The following is a 17,987-nucleotide window of genomic DNA, read 5'->3' on the forward strand; positions in this document are numbered from 1 at the left end:
GCCCGCGTTCCACGGCAGTTCCCACTCCGCGGCCAAACCGCTTCGCCGACCGGGAGCCGGGCGCCATAGGATTGGGCGGGAAACGAGAAGGACCGAGAAGAACCGCCCGCACTCACCCCTGAGGATCGCATGCCTGGCATCACGCGCGAGGAGGTCGCCCACCTCGCACGGCTGGCGCGTCTGGAGCTGAAAGACGAAGAGCTCGATCACTTCGCCGGTCAGCTCGACGACATCATCGGCGCGGTCGCCGCCGTTTCCGATGTCGCCGACGAGGACGTACCACCGACCTCCCATCCGCTGCCGCTGACCAACGTCATGCGCCCGGACGAGGTCCGACCGAGCTTGACCCCCCAGCAGGCGCTCTCCGGCGCCCCGGCCCAGGAACAGCAGCGTTTCAAGGTGCCGCAGATCCTGGGGGAGGAGTGACCACCATGAGTGACCTGACTGACGTGACGAGCCTGACCAGCATGTCCGCCGCCCGGATCGCCGCCGGGATCGCCGCCGGGGAGATGACCGCGGTCGAGGTGACCGAGGCGCATCTGGCCCGTATCGCCGCCGTCGACGAGAAGGTGCACGCCTTCCTGCACGTCGACCGCGAGGGCGCGCTCGCCCAGGCCCGCGCGGTGGACGAGAAGCGGGCGCGCGGCGAGGAGCTCGGCCCGCTGGCCGGAGTGCCGCTCGCCCTGAAGGACATCTTCACCACCGAGGGCATCCCGACCACGGTCGGTTCGAAGATCCTCGAGAACTGGATCCCGCCGTACGACGCGACCGTGACCAAGCGGCTCAAGGACGCGGACGTCGTCATCCTCGGCAAGACCAACATGGACGAGTTCGCGATGGGATCCTCCACCGAGAACAGCGCCTTCGGTCCGACCGGCAACCCGTGGGACCTGACCCGGATCCCGGGCGGCTCAGGCGGCGGCTCGTCCGCCTCGCTGGCCGCCTTCGAGGCGCCGCTCGCCCTCGGCACCGACACCGGCGGTTCCATCCGACAGCCCGCCGCCATGACCGCGACCGTGGGCGTCAAGCCGACGTACGGCGGCGTGTCCCGGTACGGCATGGTCGCCTTCTCCTCCTCCCTCGACCAGGGCGGACCGTGCGCCCGTACGGTGCTGGACGCCGCCCTGCTGCACGCGGTCATCGCGGGGCACGACCCGCTGGACTCCACCTCCATCGACCAGCCCGTCCCCGATGTTGTCGCCGCCGCCCGCCAGGGCGACGTGACGGGCCTGCGGGTCGGTGTCGTCAAGGAGTTCCGCGGCGAGGGCTACCAGGCCGGGGTCATGCAGCGCTTCGACGAGTCCGTCGAACTGCTGCGGGAGCTGGGCGCCGAGGTCGTCGAGGTCTCCTGCCCGTCCTTCACCAAGGCGCTGGCCGCGTACTACCTGATCGCCCCGAGCGAGTGCTCCTCGAACCTCGCCCGGTTCGACGCCATGCGCTACGGGCTGCGGGTCGGCGACGACGGCAGCCGCGGTGCGGAGGAGGTCACCGCCCTCACCAGGGAGGCGGGCTTCGGTGACGAGGTGAAGCGGCGTGTGATGCTCGGCACCTACGCGCTCAGCTCCGGCTACTACGACGCGTACTACGGATCGGCCCAGAAGGTCCGTACGCTCATCACGCGCGACTTCGGCAAGGCGTTCGAGAGCGTGGACGTGCTGATCTCGCCGACCACGCCGACCACCGCCTTCCCGATCGGGGAGCGGGCCGACGACCCGATGGCGATGTACCTCGCCGACCTGTGCACCATCCCGTCCAACCTGGCGGGCAACGCCGCCATGTCGCTTCCCTGCGGCCTGGCGCCGGAGGACGGCCTGCCGGTGGGGCTCCAGATCATCGCCCCCGCCATGGCCGATGACCGGCTCTACCGTGTCGGTGCGGCGATCGAGGCCGCTCTCCAGGCACGTTGGGGCCATCCCCTGCTTGAGGAGGCACCGTCACTGTGAGTGGAACGCTGCAGAAGGCCAAGGGTTTCAAGAAGTCAAAGACCGGGATGTACATGTCCATCGCGACCTCACTGTTCGGTGTGGTCGGCACCGTCAAGCGGGCACAGCGTGCCCGCGAGGAGGGCGACAAGCTCCAGCTGCTGGACGTGGCGGTCTCGGCCGCCGGGATCGTCACGGGCGTTGCCCTGCTCGTACGAGAGATCCGGCGCCTGGACACGGACGATGTCCTCGCGGACGACTGAGAGGCAAGAAATTCCGTGACCGTCACTGAACTGGCGTCGTACGAGGACGCGCTCGACGCCTACGACCCCGTCATGGGCCTCGAGGTCCACGTGGAGCTCGGCACCAGGACCAAGATGTTCTGCGGCTGCGCGACCGGCCTCGGTGCCGACGCGAACAGCCAGACCTGCCCCACCTGCCTCGGCATGCCCGGCTCGCTGCCCGTCGTCAACGCGACCGGCGTCGAGTCGGCGATCCGGATCGGCCTCGCGCTCAACTGCGACATCGCCGAATGGTGCCGCTTCGCCCGGAAGAACTACTTCTATCCGGACATGCCGAAGAACTTCCAGACCTCCCAGTATGACGAACCGATCGCCTTCGAGGGCTATCTCGACGTCCAGCTGGAGGACGGGGAGGTCTTCCGGGTCGGCATCGAGCGGGCCCACATGGAGGAGGACACCGGCAAGTCCACCCACATCGGCGGCGCGACCGGCCGTATCCACGGCGCCTCGCACTCACTGCTGGACTACAACCGCGCCGGGATCCCGCTGATCGAGATCGTCACCAAGCCGATCGAGGGCGCGGGGGCGCGCGCGCCTGAGGTGGCCAAGGCGTACGTCGCCGAACTGCGCGAACTCATCCGTGCACTCGGCGTCTCCGACGCCCGTATGGAGATGGGTCAGCTGCGCTGCGATGTGAACCTGTCGCTGCGCCCGCACGGCAGGGCCGCCTTCGGCACCCGGTCGGAGACGAAGAACGTCAACTCGCTGCGCTCGGTCGAGCGTGCTGCGCGCTTCGAGATCCAGCGGCACGCCGCCGTCCTCGACAGCGGCGGCACGATCCTCCAGGAGACCCGCCACTTCCACGAGGAGGACGGCTCCACCACCTCGGGGCGGATCAAGGAGGAGGCGGAGGACTACCGCTACTTCCCCGAGCCCGATCTGGTGCCCGTCGCCCCCTCGCGCGAGTGGGTGGAGGAGCTCCGTGCCGAACTGCCCGAACTGCCGCGCCTGCGCCGCAACCGGCTGCGCGAGGAGTGGGGCATCTCCCAGCACGAGATGCAGTCCGCGCTCAACGCGGGCGCGGTCGGCCTGATCGTCGCCACGATCGACGCGGGCGCCCCGGCCGATCAGGCGCGCAAGTGGTGGCTGGGCGAGCTGGCGCGACGCGCCAACGAGGAAGGCCTCGAACTCGCCGACCTGCCCATCACCGCGGAGCAGGTCGCCCGGCTGTCCGAGCTGGTCGCCGAGGGCTCCCTCAACGACAAGCTGGCCCGCCAGACGATCGAGGGCATACTCGCCGGTGAGGGCACCCCGGACGAGGTCGTCGAGAAGCGCGGCCTGAAGGTCGTCTCGGACGAGGGCGCGCTCGGCACGGCCGTCGACGAGGCGATCGCGGGCAACGCCGCAATCGCCGACAAGATCCGCGGCGGCAAGACCGCGGCGGCGGGCGCCCTGGTCGGCGCGGTCATGAAGGCCACCCGTGGACAGGCGGACGCGGGGCGGGTGCGGGAACTCATTCTCGAGCGGCTTGCCCCGAGCGAATAGTCGGGCACTGCCTCGAGCGGCTTGCCCCGAGCGAATAGTCGGGCACTGCCTCGAGCGGCTTGCCCCGAGCGAATGATCAACACCTGCCCGGACGGGGCGGCCATCCGCGAAACCAGCGGGTGGCCGCCCCTTCACCTTGTGTGCTCCATCTGAGCTGCGGCGTGTGAGTAAGCGCACGATAAGTCCGAATGATCTAAAGAAGGTGCCAGAGTCGACGCATCGCCACATCCATGCGCATGTGCTCTTTGAGGGCCACGATTCCCTGAAAGATCCACAGACCGAACAGGGAACCGCATATGGTCCGACTCACCCGGTGGTGTCTGCGCCGCCGTCTCGTCATCATGGCGTTGTGGCTCGCTGCTCTCGTCGGCGTCGGGGCCGCTGTGGCCACCGCGGGTACGGCCTACTCGAACGATTACGGGGTGTCGGGCACCGAGTCGGTGCGAGCCGGGGAACTGCTCAGTGAGGGATTTCCGCAGCAGGCCGGAGACAGCGACTCCATGGTCTGGCGTACGACCGGTGAAGACGCCGGGAGCGTGCGCGGGGGTGAGGTCGAGCAGCGGATGCAGCAGGCGCTCACCCGCATCGCCGGACTCCCCGGTGTCTCCCAGGTCAGCGGCCCGTACGGCACCGACGGGGCGGACCAAATCAGCGCCGACGGCCGCACCGCGTACGCCACCGTGCACTTCGCCGCGGGCACGGACGACCTGGACAAGGGCCAGGTGGCGGCTGTCGTCGACGAGGCGCAGGGCGCCGCCGAGGACGTGGCGGGCCTGGACGTCGCCCTCGGCGGGCCGGGAGTCGCCACCACCGAAGGGGTCACCTCGCATCTGAGTGAGCTCATCGGAGTGGCAGCCGCGGCCGTCGTGCTGCTGCTCGCCTTCGGCTCCCTCGCGGCCATGCTGCTGCCGATCGTCACCGCCCTGGTGAGCGTCGGCACCGCGTATCTCGGCATCGGACTACTCGGCCACCTGATGACTCTCGCCGACTTCGCCCCCATGCTCGGCACCCTGATCGGGCTGGGTGTGGGCATCGACTACGCCCTGTTCATCGTCACCCGGCACCGGCGGGGCCTGAAGGAGGGGCTCGCGGTCGCCGTCGCCGCCGAACGGGCGGTGGCCTCCGCCGGCCGGGCCGTCGTCTTCGCCGGGGTGACCGTGTGCATCGCCCTGCTGGGCATGCTGGTGCTGCGGCTGGACTTCCTCAACGGCGTCGCCGTCGCGGCCTCGATGACCGTGGTGCTGGCAGTGCTGGCCTCGGTGACCCTGCTGCCGGCGCTGCTCGGCCTCATCGGCGACAAAGCCCTCAGCCGCCGGGAGCGGGCCAGGCTGGCCGTCACCGGTCCCACCTCCCAGGAGGGGATCACCGGGCCGGCCGCGCGCTGGTCCGCCTTCGTGGAGCGTCATCCCAAGCTGCTGGGCGGTGTGGCGGCGGTCGTGATGGTGGTGCTGTCCCTGCCCGTGCTCGGGCTCCAGCTGGGCACCTCCGACCAGGGGAACGCACCGGCCACCGCCACCACCCGCCAGGCGTACGACATGCTGGCCGAGGGTTTCGGGCCGGGCGCCAACGGACCGCTCACCCTCGTCGCCGAGATCGACGGGGCGGCGGGCAAACTCGCCTTCGACGAACTTCCCGGCCGGCTGCGCGGCACCGAGGGTATCGCCGAGGTCACCGCCGCGAAGCTCAACGGCAGCGGCGACACCGGCGTGATCACCATCGTTCCGGAGAGTTCCCCGCAGGCGAACGAGACGTCGCGGCTGGTGGAACGGCTGCGCACGGAGGTCCTTCCGCAGCAGACGGATGGGAAGCCGCTGCAGGTCCATGTGGGCGGGCAGACGGCGAGTTATGACGACTTCGCGTCCGTGATCCTCGGTAAGCTGCCGCTCTTCCTGGGTGTTGTCGTCGCGCTGGGCTCCGCGCTGCTGCTGCTGGCCTTCCGCAGTATCGGCATCCCGCTCAAGGCCGCCGTGATGAACGTGATGGCGGTCGCGGCGTCCTTCGGTGTGGTGATCGCGGTCTTCCAGTGGGGCTGGGGCCTCGGGCTGCTGGGCATGGGCGGGGCGGGGCCGATCGAGCCCTTCCTGCCGGTGATCATGATCGCGGTGCTCTTCGGGCTCTCGATGGACTACCAGGTCTTCCTGGTGAGCCGGATGTACGAGGAGTGGCAGCTGACCGGCGACAACCGCCGTGCCGTACGAGTCGGCCTCGCGGAGACCGGGCGGGTGATCAACTCGGCGGCGGCGATCATGATCGCGGTCTTCGGGGCGTTCGTCCTCAGCGGCGACCGGATCATCGCGATGTTCGGCATCGGCCTCGCCGCCGCCGTGGCATTGGACGCCTTCGTGCTGCGGACCCTGCTGGTCCCGGCGCTGATGCATCTGCTGGGCGGCGCCAACTGGTGGCTGCCGAAGTGGCTGGAGCGGATACTGCCGCGGTTCAGCATCGAGCCCCCGGCAGAGCAGGTGCCCGTGCCCGAGGACGCGGACGCGGACGCGGACCAGCCGGTGGGCTCCGCCGGAACGATACCGGCTCCGCGGGAGAACGCCCCGGCGCCCTCCGGGTCCTGACCCCCTCCGTTGCGCGGCGTACGGCGCGGCCGCGATGATGCCCGCATGGCCCGATTCCGGCACCGCGTCACCATAGTCCCCGTGCCGCGGCGCTGGTTCGAGGCGTACCTCCTGATGCTGCATGACCTCGCCGAGTCCGTACGTGCCGAGCCGGACGGCGCGCTCCGTCTCTCCGACGGCCGCGCGGTGCCCGAAGTGCGCCTGGCGCACGGAGAGCACCTGCGCCCCGGCACGCGCTACGAGGCGCAGCCGGAGGCGGACGGTTCACGGGCCGCGCTCCTGATCCAGGAGTGGCAGCGCGCCTCGGCCACCGCCGTACGGCTGGAGGCGCGATCCGCCGACGGTGCGGAGCTCACCGGGAGCGTACGGCTGGCCGGCGCGCGCCGTCCCGGCACGCTCGGGGGCGACTGGCACTTCACCGCCCCGGGCCGCAGTTCCGTCCTGCGGCGCGCCTCCGGCATGCTGCGGGTGGACCTGGCGGCCTGGTGGAGTGCGGCGGACCGGCGGCGCGGCGCACGGCGCGGGACGGCGCCCGTCACCGGCGCCGTGGACCACCGGCTGGCCCGCGCCCGCCTGCGCGTCACTCCCCGGGCGGTGGCCGGCGGGCGGGTGGAACTCACCTGCACCGTCTCCGTGCGGGGCCGCGCGCTGGCCCGGCCCCTGGTGGGGCTGGCGCTCCTCGTCGGCCGGGTCCGGGTGCGGCGTGAGCTGGCAGCCGCGCTGGACGAGACGGCCGCCCGGTGGAACAAGGCGGCGCCCGGCGTACTGCGCAAGGACGCCGCGCAGCTGCGGGCGGAGCTGACGGAGCAGCTGCTGCGGGCCCCGGACGGCGCGGACGGCGCGGAAGCCCCGTAGCGCGTAGCCGGACGTAAGGCCGAGCCGCAGCCGCACCGTCCAGGACAGGCCCTGGGGGCCTCTCCTAAGGCATCCCGCCGCGCCGTCTAAGGCACCCCGAAGCGTCAACACTGGGAAGGCGCCCGATGTGGCCGACCCCCCTGGGAGAAGAGAGTGGAGCCATCGGAAGACGCGCACCACCAAGTCTCGGGAGAGCACACCATGCACGAAGGCCAGTACCAGGCACAGCTGCTGCGGATCGACGACCTGCGCCGCGCCGCGGCCGAGGAGCGGCAGGCACGGAGGGCCGTCACCGGCCGCCGCCGGCGTCAGCTGGACGACGAGGCAGAGGGGCGGGTGAGGCGGCACACCGCCCGGTGGACCAAGGCAGCGTAGGCGGACGGACGATGCCGGTTTCCCGGGAGAGCCTCCCGGCCACCGCACTGGACAGCGCCGGAGCAGCCCCGATGTCGGTGGGCGGTGTCATGCTGGGCGGCGTGGAGAACAACATCGCGGTCAGCCCGGTCTTCGTCGGCCGCAGTGAGGAGTTCGCCGCCCTCACGGAGATGCTCGTGCGCGCCGATGCGGGTGAGCCCCAACTCCTGCTGGTCGGCGGCGAGGCCGGTGTCGGCAAGACCCGGCTGCTGGAGGAGTTCCTCGGGCACGCCCGGAAGCAGGGCGCCGTCACCGCCCTCGGCGGCTGTCTGGAGCTGGGGGCGGACGGCCTGCCGTTCGCCCCCTTCGCCACGGCGCTGCGCTCCCTGCACCGGACGCTCGGCGGCGCCGAGATCATGGCGGCGGCTGGCGGGCGGGAGGCCGAGCTGGCCCGGCTGCTGCCGGACTTGGCACCGCTCCCGGCCGCGGCCGCCTCCGCACACCGCGAGGTCTACGGCGGCGAGGACGGCCGGGCCCGGCTCTTCGAGCTGACCGCGCAGCTGCTGGAGCGGCTGGCCGGTGGGCGCACTCTCGTGCTCGCCATCGAGGACCTGCACTGGGCCGACCGCTCCACCCGTGAGCTGCTCGGCTATCTCTACCGCTCCGTCCAGTCCTGCCGGCTGATCCTGGTCGCGACGTACCGCGCGGACGACATCCACCGCCGCCACCCGCTCCGCCCCTTCCTCGCCGAGCACGACCGGCTGCGTACGGTGCGCCGTATCGAGCTGCCCCGGCTCAGCCTGACGGAGGTGCGGGCGCAGATCGCCGGTATCCAGGGCGTGGCCGAGCCCGAATCGGAGCTGGTGGAAACCATTTTCGACCGTACGGACGGCAATCCGTTCTTCGTGGAGGAGCTCACCGAGAACTGCGCCACCTGCGGGATCAGCGAATCGCTGCGCGATCTGCTGCTGGTCCGGGTCGAGGCGCTGCCGGAGCCGGCGCAGCGCGTGGTGCGCATCGCCGCCCAGGGCGGCTCCAAGGTCGAGCACACCCTGCTGGCCACCGTGTGCGAGCTGCCCCAGGACGAGCTGCTGGAGGCCCTGCGCGCCGCCGTCGGGGCGAGCGTCCTGCTGCCCGCGGACGACGTCGGCCTCGACGGCGGCTACCGCTTCCGGCACGCACTGCTGCGCGAGGCCGTCAGCGACGATCTGCTTCCCGGCGAGGGCGCACGGATCAGCCGCCGCTATGCCCAGGCGCTGGAGGCCGATCCCGGGCTCGTCCGGGCCGAGGTGCGCGCGACCAGACTGGCGCACCACTGGTATCGCGGCCGGGACGCGGCGAAGGCGCTGCCCGCCGTGCTGGCAGCCTCGGTGGAGGCCCGCGCACAGCACGCGTACGCCGAGCAGCACCAGTTGCTGGAGCGGGCGATCGAGCTGTGGGAAGACGTCCCGGCCGCCGTACGGGCGAAGCTGCGGCCGATTGATGACGCCGAGGTCTACCCGGCTTGCGCGGCAGAGCCCGAAGCGGAATCGCTGCGCTTCATGGATCTGCTGGCGGAGACGGTGGTCGCCGCCCGCTCGGGTGGCGAGATAGAGCGTGCGCTGGCCGTCGCGAAGCGTGCGCTGGCCATGCTCGACGAAAACCACGACGCGCTGCGCGCCGCGTGGTTCTGGGTGCAGCGCTCGCTGGTGATGGAGGCACTGGGCCGCAGCGACGGATGGGACGAGATCGCGCGTGCCCAGCAGCTCGTCCGCGGCCTGCCCCCGTCGGCCGTGCATGCGGCGGTGCTGACGGCAGCCGCAGGCTGGGGCATGCTGCACGCCCCGGGCGCCGATGCGCTGTCGACGGCAGTCCGCGCGGTCGAGCTGGCCCGGGTGGTGGGCGCCGAAGTCACCGAGGCCAGCGCCCGGATCACCCTGGGCGGGCTGATGGCGCATTCGGGAGATGTGGAAGCGGGCCTGGCGGAGATCCGCACTGCCCGTGAGCGGGCCGTCGAGCTGGGGGCGTACGCCTTGGTGTGCCGCGCCGGCATCAATCTCGCGGCCGAGCTGGATCTGGTGGGGCGCTCGTCCGAAGCGGTCGAGGAGGCGGCCCAGGGTGCCCGGGCCGCCGAGGAGCACGGCAGGCGCGACCAGCAAGCGTTCGCGCTGGGGAACCAGGCGGCCGCGCTGCAGTCGATGGGGCGCTGGGACGAGGCCGCCGAGCTGGTGGAGAAGGCCCGCCGTCTCGCCGTCTGGCCCACCACCCGTGGCTGGCAGGAACTGCTGTCCTGCCAGCTCGCCATGAACCGGGGGGACTTCGCCGCCCTGGAGGTCGCCCATGCAAGGGTGCGCGAGCAACTGCCCCGGCCGCGCCAGCCGCACTGTGAACTCCCGGCCCGCCGCTTCGCCCTGGTTCTCGCGGCGCACAGGGGCGCGTACACCCAGGCGCGTGCGGAGCTGGAGGGCGCGCTCGACCAGGAGATCCCGGTCGGGATGCACGTCTACGTCTGGCCGCTGCTGCACTCGGCCGCCAGCAGCGAATCGGGCTTCCTCGGCCTCCCCGGCGCCGAGGCGGGGCGGGCGGAGGCGCTCGCGCTCATCCGGCGGGTGGCCCGCACACTGCCGCATCCGGCGGTGGTGTGGAAAGCGCACTCGCTGCTGGTGGGCGCCGAGCTCTCCCGCGCGCAAGGGGCTTCGGACGAGACGAAATGGGCGGAGGCCGTCGCCGCCTTCGAGCCGCTGGAGCGGCCGTACGAGCTGGCACAGGCCCGTCACCGCTGGGCGGAGGCGCTGCTCTCCGGGGTGGGCTCAGGCGTGGCGGAAGGCACGCGCGCCAAGGCCACGGAGCTGCTCACGCTCTCGCACGCCGCGGCGGCCACACTCGGCGCGAGGCCGCTTATGGAGGAGGCCGAGCAGCTCGCCGCTCGGGCCCGGATCGATCTGCGCGCCGCCGCGGCGGGCGAGGTGAAGCGGCGGAGCTCCGCGCGGCAGGCCGCGCGGGAGGAGGCGGAGCCGGCCGCTTCGTTCGGGCTCACCGCGCGGGAGCGGGGTGTCCTGGAGTTGGTGGCCGCAGGGCGGAGCAACCGGCAGATAGCCGAGCAGCTGTTCATCTCGCCGAAAACCGCCAGTGTCCATGTGTCGAACATCATGACGAAGCTGGGTGTGGCGGGTCGCGGTGAGGCGGCGGCGATGGCGCACCGCCTTCGACTGGTCACCGGCGCGGGATCGCCGGTCACCGGCTGACGGCACGGGCGGGACTCACCGCACAGGCGGGCCGACGGGCCGGGTGGGGCGCGTGGTTTGGGTGGGGCGGGGCTTTCCCCACAACTCCACCGGGCAGGTCCTGAGCCGCCCTAACGCCGCAAGGTCGCCCGCTCCTCCTCCGGTGCCTCCTCGACGCGCGGCTTCGGCGGCAGCACCGCCTCCTGCGTGAGGACTACTATCTGCCCCGACTCCAGGTCGACCGGCCCACGCCCCGAGCCGTGGTCGCCCTCGATCACACGGGTGTGGTCGAGGCGCTGCCGCTCGTCCTCGGTGTGCTGAGCGCCGGGCATGAACAGTTCGCTGATTCCGAGCATGGTGCCGCTCCCTCCCCACGCCCAGGGGCCTGCCCGGGGGCGGCTTCCGCGCGCCCCGGTAGGCGGCCGGGCGCCTCCGGAGGTGAGCCCGCGCGGCCGCCCCGCGTCCGTCAGCTCACCTTCAGCTTCAGGATACGGTCGTCACCCTTCTCCGGGGTGCCCCGCGAGTCCGTTTCATTGGTGAGCAGCCACAGTCCGTCCCGCCCGTCCGGGACGACGGTGCGCAGCCGTCCGTACTTCCCCTCCAGGAACGCCTGGGGTTTCGCGACCGGCTTCGTCCCGGCCAGCGGGACGCGCCACAGCCGCTCACCGCGCAACGAGGCCATCCACACGGAGCCTTCGGCCACGGCGATGCCGCTCGGCGAGGCGTCCTCCGTCCGCCACTGCTCGACCGGATCGGCGTACCCCTCCTCTTCGGCCTTGCCCTCGGCCTCCGGCCAGCCGTAGTTCCCGCCCGGCTCGATGTGATTCAGCTCATCCCAGGTGTCCTGGCCGAACTCGGAAGCCCACAGCCGCTCCTCCTTGTCCCAGGCCAGACCCTGTACGTTGCGGTGGCCGTAACTGAGCACCACCGAGTCCGCCTCGGGGTTGCCCCGCCCGGGCGGCTCTCCGTCGGGGGTCATCCGCAGGATCTTGCCGCCGAGCGACTCCTTGTCCTGCGACTGTGCCTGGTCCCCGGCTTCGCCCGTACCCGCGTAGAGCATCTTGTCCGGGCCGAAGGCGATGCGCCCCCCGTTGTGGATCTGGCCCTTCGGGATGCCCTTGAGGAGATTGTCGGGTGCACCGAGCTGGTTTCCCGGCTCCTTCTTCTCGTCGTAGAGCATCCGCACGATGCGGTTGTCGGAGGCGGTGGTCAGATAGGCATAGACCATGCTCGCGTCGCCGGAGGGCACCGCGATTCCCAGCAGCCCGCCCTCGCCGCCGGGGGCGACCCCGGGCACCGAACCGAGTTCGGTCTTCTTGCCGCTCTTGCCGTCGACACGGAGGATCTCGCCGGTGTCGCGGGAGGAGACCAGCAGGTCTCCGTCGGGGAGTGCCGCCATCCCCCAGGGCGAATCGAGCCCGGTGGCCACGGTGCGCTCGACCTTCACGGACCCCTTCGCGGGCGGGCCGGCGGGGGAGGCGCCGTCCGGCTCCTTGCCGGAAGCCGACGGGCTGCCCTTGTCCGGCTTGCCGGTCTTCTCACCGGACGAATCCCCATCGGACGTACACCCGGCCGCGAACAGGGCTCCGGCGGCGATCACCGCCACGGCCGCCCTGGCGGATCCTCCTGCCAGTGGATGCCTACGCACGTTCAGCGCCTCCCGAGTACCCGGACCACCACGGGTGATCCAACCGTCAGTCCCAGCACATCACATCCCCCGTCATCCGGGCCCCGCGACGGTGAAGACAGCTGGCCGCGAGGACCGTCGCGGCGCTACTTCTCAAACACGCCCTAGTCCCAGGACCCCTGGCCCAGGGGAAGCGCGCCGATCTCCGCGAGGTCCTCCGCGGTCAGCACCAGATCCGCCGCCGACGCGTTCTCGGACGCCCAGCGTTCCTTCTTCGTGCCCGGCACCGGGACCACATGGCGTCCCTGTGCCAGCAGCCACGCCAGCGCGACCTGGGCCGGGGTGGTGGCGGCCCCGTGCCGTCCGGCCGTCCGGCGCAGCCCGGCGACTATCGGCTGGTTGGCGGCCATCATCTCCGCCGTGAAGCGTGGATGCCGGGCCCGTATGTCGTCGGGCTCGAAGCCGCTGCCCGGGGTCAGAGTGCCCGTCAGATAGCCGTTGCCGAGCGGCATCGCCGCCAGGAAGCCCACCCCGCGCGCCTCGCACCAGGGCAGCAGGCCGTCCAGTGCCTCCCGGGACCAGACGGACAGCTCCGCCTGCACGCTGCTCACCGGGAATATCTGCTGGATCCTGGCCAGCTGTCGCAGTGTCGATTCGTGCATCGACCCGCCGGAGCGCCGGTGGGCAGGGCGCCGGTCGGCCCGCGCGCCCATGGCACACAGCCCCAGCGCCCGCACCTTTCCGGCGGCGACCAGCTCGGCCATCGCCCCCCAGGTCTCCTCGACCGGGACCTCGGGGTCGGCGCGGTGCAGCTGGTAGAGATCGATGACCTCGGTGCGCAGCCGCCGGAGCGAGGCGTCGCACGCGCGTTTCACGTAGCCCGGCCGTCCGTTGGCCACGATGTGCTGGTCGCCGACGAGCAGGCCGCCCTTGGTGGAGACGAAGGCGTCCGCCCGCCGCTCCTTGAGCACCCTGCGGATCAGCAGCTCGTTGGTGAACGGCCCGTACATGTCGGCGGTGTCGAGGAGCGTGCAGCCGCGGTCCAGGGCGGTGTGCAGCGTGCGCAGCGAGCTCTCGCCGTCCTGCTGGGAGGCGGAGTAGGCCCAGCTCATGGGCATGCAGCCGAGGCCGATCGCCCCGACCTCAAGGGCCGCCGCACCGACAGTCCTGCGCTCCACCTGGATGAACTCCCTCCTGACGGCCCCAAACTAGCGCGTACCTCCGACACTCTTCGCATAGCCTCTGGCCATGGCTTCTGTGTCCTCGAACTCCAGCGTCCCCTCGCAGGCCGCCACCGAGGTGTGGCTCCCCGTCCCGCCCGACGAGATCGACGGCCTGCCGGGCTCACTCACCTACCGCTTCTGGGACGGCGGTCCGGACTTCCCCGCCGATCCGGCGCGCTGCGCCTTCTACGTCGTGCCGTACATGAAGGGCACGGAGGTGGCCGTACGCCCGCTGCGGCGCATGACGGGCGTACGGGTGGTGCAGACTCTCACGGCGGGCATCGACCATGTCACCCAGGCCGTCCCCGATCTGCCCAGTGGCACTCAGCTGTGCAACGCACGCGGTGTCCACGACACCAGCACGGCCGAACTGGCCCTCACCCTCACCCTCGCCTCACTGCGGGGCATCCCCGAGTTCGTACGGGCGCAGCCGTCCGGCAGCTGGCTGCCGGGCGTCCATCCGGCGCTCGCCGACCGGTCCGTGCTGATCGTCGGCTACGGCGCGGTGGGCAGCGCCATCGAGGACCGGCTCATCCCGTTCGAGGTCGCCGAAGTCCTGCGCGTGGCACGGACGGCGCGTACGACGGCGCGCGGTCCCGTGCACGCGCTCTCTGAACTGCCCGATCTGCTTCCGCGCGCCGATGTCGTGATCCTCAGCCTGCCCCTCACCGAAGCGACCCGAGGTCTGGCGGGCAAGGACTTCCTGTCGGGGATGCGGGACGGCGCGCTGCTCGTCAACGTCGGGCGCGGGGCCGTGGTGGACACCGGCTCGCTGCTGGACGAGCTGACGTCGGGCAGGCTGCGGGCGGCGCTGGACGTCACCGAGCCGGAGCCGCTGCCTGCGGACCACCCGCTCTGGCAGGCTCCCGGGGTCCTGATCTCCCCGCATGTAGGGGGTCCCACGACGGCGTTCCTGCCCCGTGCGAAGCGCCTTCTGAGCGCCCAACTGCAGCGCTGGGCAGCCGGTGAACCCCTGGAACACGTCCTCGTGACGGCCGACTGAAAAGGGAGGAAATGTACAGCATTCCTGTCCGTCACGGACCGTATCGGAACTATGTCCCTGAGTGACCATCCTGGTGTATCGTCCCGACGGGGGGCGAAACCAGGACAACGAGGGGGGCTGAGGGATGCGCGGCCAACGGACCAATCGCCGAAAGCGGCATGTGCGGTGCGGCGAGCACAGCACACCCGGACTACGGCTCACCCCGTCTCCAGGGGGTGTGCGATGAGCGCCCAGGGGGCTCCAGCGCACCCGCACTCCACGCCACCGGAAGCACCGCAGCCGCCGCCCGCGTCGGCCGAGCGGTCCACCCGGCGGCCCTGGTACAGCGCGGTCACCTCCGGTGCCGTCCCCCGGATCGTGCTCGCCGCCGTCTGCGGCGCGTACGCCACCGGGGCGGCGGTCGGCTGGGGTTCGGAGACGGTCGCTCTGGTCATGGGCGACTTCGGGCTGAGCGCGGCCGCACTGCTCGCCGCCGCCTCCTGCCTCTGGTACGCACGGGCCCACCGGGGCAACCGCTTACGGCCCGCCTGGTTCCTCTTCGGCCTCTCCTCCGCCATGGTGGGGCTCGGCAACGCCGTCTGGGGCTGGTACGAGCTGGTGCTGGACCAGCCGGTCCCGCGCACGTCCGTCGCCGACTACTGCTTCCTGCTGTTCGCACCACCGGCCATCATCGGCCTGCTGGTCTTCGCCAGACGCCCCGTCACCCGGTCCGGCTGGGTCTGTCTGGGGCTCGACGCGTGGCTGATCGGCGGTTCACTGCTGACTCTCTCCTGGTCGCTGGCGCTCGTCCACATCGCCGCCTGGGAGGACGCCACGGTCGCTCGCGCGGCCCTCACCCTGGCCTATCCACTGCTGGACATCGTGCTGGTCAGCATGGTCCTGGCGCTGCACTTCAGGCGCCCCAAGGCGGCCCGCTCGGCCGTCAACACCGCGGTCGCGGCGCTGGCCCTGACGGTGCTGTGCGACACCATGTTCGTCTTCCCCGCTCTCCGGGAGGGCTACCGCTCGGGGCAGCTGCTCGACGCGGGCTGGTTCGCGGGCTCGCTGCTGCTCGCGTACGCGCCCTGGGTCGGCACGTCCGGCCCGTCCGGCACATCCCGTAGATGCGGGCGGCACAGCGCACGACAGGACCGGGCAGTCCCGGGCGCGAACTTCGGCACCCCGGTGCCCGGACCGGCACCCGCGCCCGGCCTCGCCTCCGGCACGTCCGGTGCCGGAGCGGCGGCACCCGCTCCGGCGCCTGACACCGCGCACGCCTCCGCCCAGGCGGAGACGCCCCCACCCGGAGGGCGGGGCCCCATGGCGGGCTCACTCGCGGCTCTCACTCCCTACCTGGCCGCCGCCGTCTGCACCCTGAGCATCATCTACAACTCGATAAACGGCCGTGAGATCGACCGCGTCGTGCTGTTCACCGGCTGCACGGTGGTGCTCGCGCTCGTCGTGCGGCAGGGCATCATGCTCGTCGACAACATCTCGCTCACCCAGGAGCTGGCCCAGAAGGAGAACCACTTCCGCTCCCTGGTCCAGGGCTCCAGCGATGTCATCATGATCGCCGCGGCCAGCGGGGTGCTGCGCTATGTGTCGCCCGCCGCCGCGGGGGTCTACGGGCGGGACGGCGACGCCCTGATCGGCACCGAACTGGCTGCTCTGATACATCGAGAGGATCTGTCGCGCGTCCTGCACGAGGTGCGCCGCTTCCTGGCGACCCCGGCCTCGGCCGAGCCCTCCACCCGCATCGAGTGCCGCTTCCGGCACGGCGCCGGGCACTGGCTCAACGTCGAGTCCACCGTCAACCGCTACCAGGGCGGGCTCATCTTCAACAGCCGTGACGTGACGGAGCGCGTGCGTCTCCAGGCCCAACTTCAGCACAACGCCTCGCATGACCCGATGACCGACCTGCCCAACCGTGCGCTGTTCACCGAGCGGGTGCGCCAGGCCCTGAGCGGGCGGCGCGGCGGCGACGGCGACACCGCGGTGCTCTTCATCGATCTGGACGGCTTCAAGGCGGTCAACGACACCGTCGGGCACCAGGCGGGCGACGAACTGCTCATCAACGCCGCCCGGCGCCTCCAGGAGTCCGTACGGGCCGGGGACACCGCAGCCCGGCTGGGCGGCGACGAGTTCGCCGCCCTGATCCTCGGCGACGGAAACCCCAGCACCCGCGCCTCCGGCGCCCGGGAGACCCGTATCCGGGAGATCGCGGACAGACTGCGGCTCACCCTCTCCGAGCCCTACCGGGTGGAGGGCACGGAGGTGCGGGTGGCCGCCTCCATCGGCATCGCCTTCGCCGAGCCCGGCATCTCCCCGGCCGGCCTGATGCGCAACGCCGACCTCGCGATGTACCGGGCCAAGCAGGCGGGCAAGGCGCAGGTGAAGCTGTACGCCCCGCAGATGCAGGCCGATGTGACGCGCCGCGCCGAGCAGGCGACCAAGCTGCGCAGCGCGCTGCACCGCGGTGAATTCACCCTGCTGCACCAGCCGGTGATCGAGCTGGCCAGCGGACTGGTCACCGCCGTCACGGCGCAGCCTCGCTGGCGCTCCTCGCAGGGCATACTCTTCACCCCCGCCGAGTTCCTCCGCCCGGACGGCGCGCGGGGCGCGGAGCCACAGGGTGATCGCGCGTCCGAGATGAGCAGCTGGCTGCTGGAGGAGGCGGTGGCGCAGGCCGCCGCCCGGCACCGGGCCGGATTCGAGACCCCCGTGACCGTGCGGCTCTCCGCCGGCCGGCTGACAAACCGCGCACTCGGCCTCGGCACGGTGGAGACGCTGCTGGAGCGGCACGGACTGCCACCCGGCTCGCTGATACTGGAGCTGTCCGACAGCGACCCGCGCATACCCCTGGACGAGCTGGAGCAGCGCCTGACCGGGCTCCGCAGACTCGGGGTCGGCATCGCGCTGGACGGATTCGGCAGCGGCTACGCGGCGATGGCGGCGCTCCGTCGACTGCCCCTGGACTTGCTGCGCCTGGACCGCGGGCTGGTGGACGGCATCGCGGAGTCCGTTCGGCTGCGGAAGATCACCTCCGGGCTGCTCCGGATCGCCGGAGACCTGGGCCTCTCCTCGGTCGCGGACGGCGTGGACCTGCCCGAGCAGGTTTCGGTACTGCGGTCGATGGGCTGTACGCACGGCCAGGGCGCCGCCTTCTCGGGCGCGCTGGACGAGCACCGGCTGCGCCGCGCGCTGACCAGCGGCGGCTATCCGGTGCCCGAGGCCGTTCCGTCGGCGGCGGAGCACTCCGGAGCAGGGCGCTCGGTCGTCGTCGCGGGATCGCTGCCCGCGTGGCACACGGGCAGCCCGCTCGGTGGCCCCGGCCCTGCCGGGGGGCCGGGGCCGGACCAGGGAGTGCACGCGTCACCCGCATCCCCCGATGCGCTCAAATAGTGAGACGACCGTCCCACCCGCTTGACACCTACAGGCAGCTCGGAGGAAGGTCAATGCCATGCGCA

13 protein-coding genes are annotated in these 17,987 nt (G+C 71.7%); 10 read left to right on the forward strand and 3 right to left on the reverse strand.

What is annotated here, in order from left to right; all coding sequences use genetic code 11:
* Positions 1 to 129: 129 nt before the first annotated feature.
* From gatC to LHJ74_RS22335, 8 genes are all read left to right on the forward strand, one after another.
* Positions 130 to 426, forward strand: a complete 297-nt coding sequence (gatC, locus tag LHJ74_RS22300) for an Asp-tRNA(Asn)/Glu-tRNA(Gln) amidotransferase subunit GatC (RefSeq protein WP_027751508.1) — start codon at positions 130 to 132, stop codon at positions 424 to 426.
* A gap of 41 nt (positions 427 to 467) precedes the next feature.
* Positions 468 to 1,943: an Asp-tRNA(Asn)/Glu-tRNA(Gln) amidotransferase subunit GatA gene (gatA, locus tag LHJ74_RS22305; RefSeq protein ID WP_375546806.1), complete on the forward strand. Its 1,476-nt coding sequence runs from the start codon at positions 468 to 470 to the stop codon at positions 1,941 to 1,943.
* On the forward strand, positions 1,940 to 2,185 hold the full coding sequence (locus LHJ74_RS22310) for a hypothetical protein (RefSeq protein WP_260219912.1): 246 nt from the start codon (positions 1,940 to 1,942) through the stop codon (positions 2,183 to 2,185). Before gatA ends, LHJ74_RS22310 begins: the two co-directional genes overlap by 4 nt.
* A 15-nt stretch (positions 2,186 to 2,200) precedes the next feature.
* Complete coding sequence (gene gatB / locus LHJ74_RS22315) at positions 2,201 to 3,709, forward strand: Asp-tRNA(Asn)/Glu-tRNA(Gln) amidotransferase subunit GatB (RefSeq protein WP_260219913.1); 1,509 nt, start codon at positions 2,201 to 2,203, stop codon at positions 3,707 to 3,709.
* Positions 3,710 to 4,005: 296 nt separating this feature from the next.
* Positions 4,006 to 6,276, forward strand: a complete 2,271-nt coding sequence (locus LHJ74_RS22320) for an MMPL family transporter (protein ID WP_260219914.1) — start codon at positions 4,006 to 4,008, stop codon at positions 6,274 to 6,276.
* Between the two features lie 45 nt (positions 6,277 to 6,321).
* Positions 6,322 to 7,131, forward strand: a complete 810-nt coding sequence (locus LHJ74_RS22325; protein ID WP_260219915.1) for a hypothetical protein — start codon at positions 6,322 to 6,324, stop codon at positions 7,129 to 7,131.
* A 153-nt stretch (positions 7,132 to 7,284) separates the two neighbouring features.
* A complete protein-coding gene (locus LHJ74_RS22330; RefSeq protein ID WP_260219916.1) occupies positions 7,285 to 7,506 on the forward strand; it encodes a hypothetical protein in 222 nt (73 codons plus the stop codon).
* On the forward strand, positions 7,488 to 10,709 hold the full coding sequence (locus LHJ74_RS22335; protein WP_511262222.1) for a helix-turn-helix transcriptional regulator: 3,222 nt from the start codon (positions 7,488 to 7,490) through the stop codon (positions 10,707 to 10,709). Before LHJ74_RS22330 ends, LHJ74_RS22335 begins: the two co-directional genes overlap by 19 nt.
* A gap of 110 nt (positions 10,710 to 10,819) precedes the next feature.
* On the opposite strand, the gene LHJ74_RS22340 is transcribed toward LHJ74_RS22335, so the two are convergent.
* The 3 genes from LHJ74_RS22340 to LHJ74_RS22350 form a co-directional block, all read right to left on the reverse strand.
* Positions 10,820 to 11,044, reverse strand: a complete 225-nt coding sequence (locus tag LHJ74_RS22340) for a DUF6191 domain-containing protein (RefSeq protein ID WP_260219918.1) — start codon at positions 11,042 to 11,044, stop codon at positions 10,820 to 10,822.
* Between the two features lie 110 nt (positions 11,045 to 11,154).
* Positions 11,155 to 12,294 carry a PQQ-dependent sugar dehydrogenase gene (locus LHJ74_RS22345; RefSeq protein ID WP_260219919.1) on the reverse strand — a complete coding sequence of 380 codons (1,140 nt, stop codon included), beginning with the start codon at positions 12,292 to 12,294 and terminating at the stop codon, positions 11,155 to 11,157.
* Positions 12,295 to 12,479: 185 nt separating this feature from the next.
* On the reverse strand, positions 12,480 to 13,493 hold the full coding sequence (locus LHJ74_RS22350; RefSeq protein WP_260219920.1) for an aldo/keto reductase: 1,014 nt from the start codon (positions 13,491 to 13,493) through the stop codon (positions 12,480 to 12,482).
* Positions 13,494 to 13,563: 70 nt separating this feature from the next.
* Here LHJ74_RS22350 and LHJ74_RS22355 point away from each other — a divergent pair, with 70 nt between their 5' ends.
* Both LHJ74_RS22355 and LHJ74_RS22360 read left to right on the forward strand, forming a co-directional pair.
* A complete protein-coding gene (locus tag LHJ74_RS22355) occupies positions 13,564 to 14,541 on the forward strand; it encodes a 2-hydroxyacid dehydrogenase (protein WP_260219921.1) in 978 nt (325 codons plus the stop codon).
* Between the two features lie 222 nt (positions 14,542 to 14,763).
* Positions 14,764 to 17,922: a putative bifunctional diguanylate cyclase/phosphodiesterase gene (locus LHJ74_RS22360; protein WP_260219922.1), complete on the forward strand. Its 3,159-nt coding sequence runs from the start codon at positions 14,764 to 14,766 to the stop codon at positions 17,920 to 17,922.
* Positions 17,923 to 17,987: the final 65 nt, after the last annotated feature.

It is taken from the genome of Streptomyces gossypii (assembly GCF_025165795.1).
GTDB lineage: Bacteria > Actinomycetota > Actinomycetes > Streptomycetales > Streptomycetaceae > Streptomyces > Streptomyces gossypii.

Bases quoted from the DNA above. Each gene is read 5' to 3' on its own strand.
- LHJ74_RS22320 (WP_260219914.1), top strand. From the start codon at position 4,006: ATGGTCCGACTCACCCGGTGGTGTCTGCGCCGCCGTCTCGTCATCATG.
- LHJ74_RS22325 (WP_260219915.1), top strand. From the start codon at position 6,322: ATGGCCCGATTCCGGCACCGCGTCACCATAGTCCCCGTGCCGCGGCGC.
- LHJ74_RS22360 (WP_260219922.1), top strand. From the start codon at position 14,764: ATGAGCGCCCAGGGGGCTCCAGCGCACCCGCACTCCACGCCACCGGAA.
- LHJ74_RS22340 (WP_260219918.1), bottom strand. From the start codon at position 11,044: ATGCTCGGAATCAGCGAACTGTTCATGCCCGGCGCTCAGCACACCGAG.
- LHJ74_RS22355 (WP_260219921.1), top strand. From the start codon at position 13,564: ATGGCTTCTGTGTCCTCGAACTCCAGCGTCCCCTCGCAGGCCGCCACC.
- gatA (WP_375546806.1), top strand. From the start codon at position 468: ATGTCCGCCGCCCGGATCGCCGCCGGGATCGCCGCCGGGGAGATGACC.
- gatC (WP_027751508.1), top strand. From the start codon at position 130: ATGCCTGGCATCACGCGCGAGGAGGTCGCCCACCTCGCACGGCTGGCG.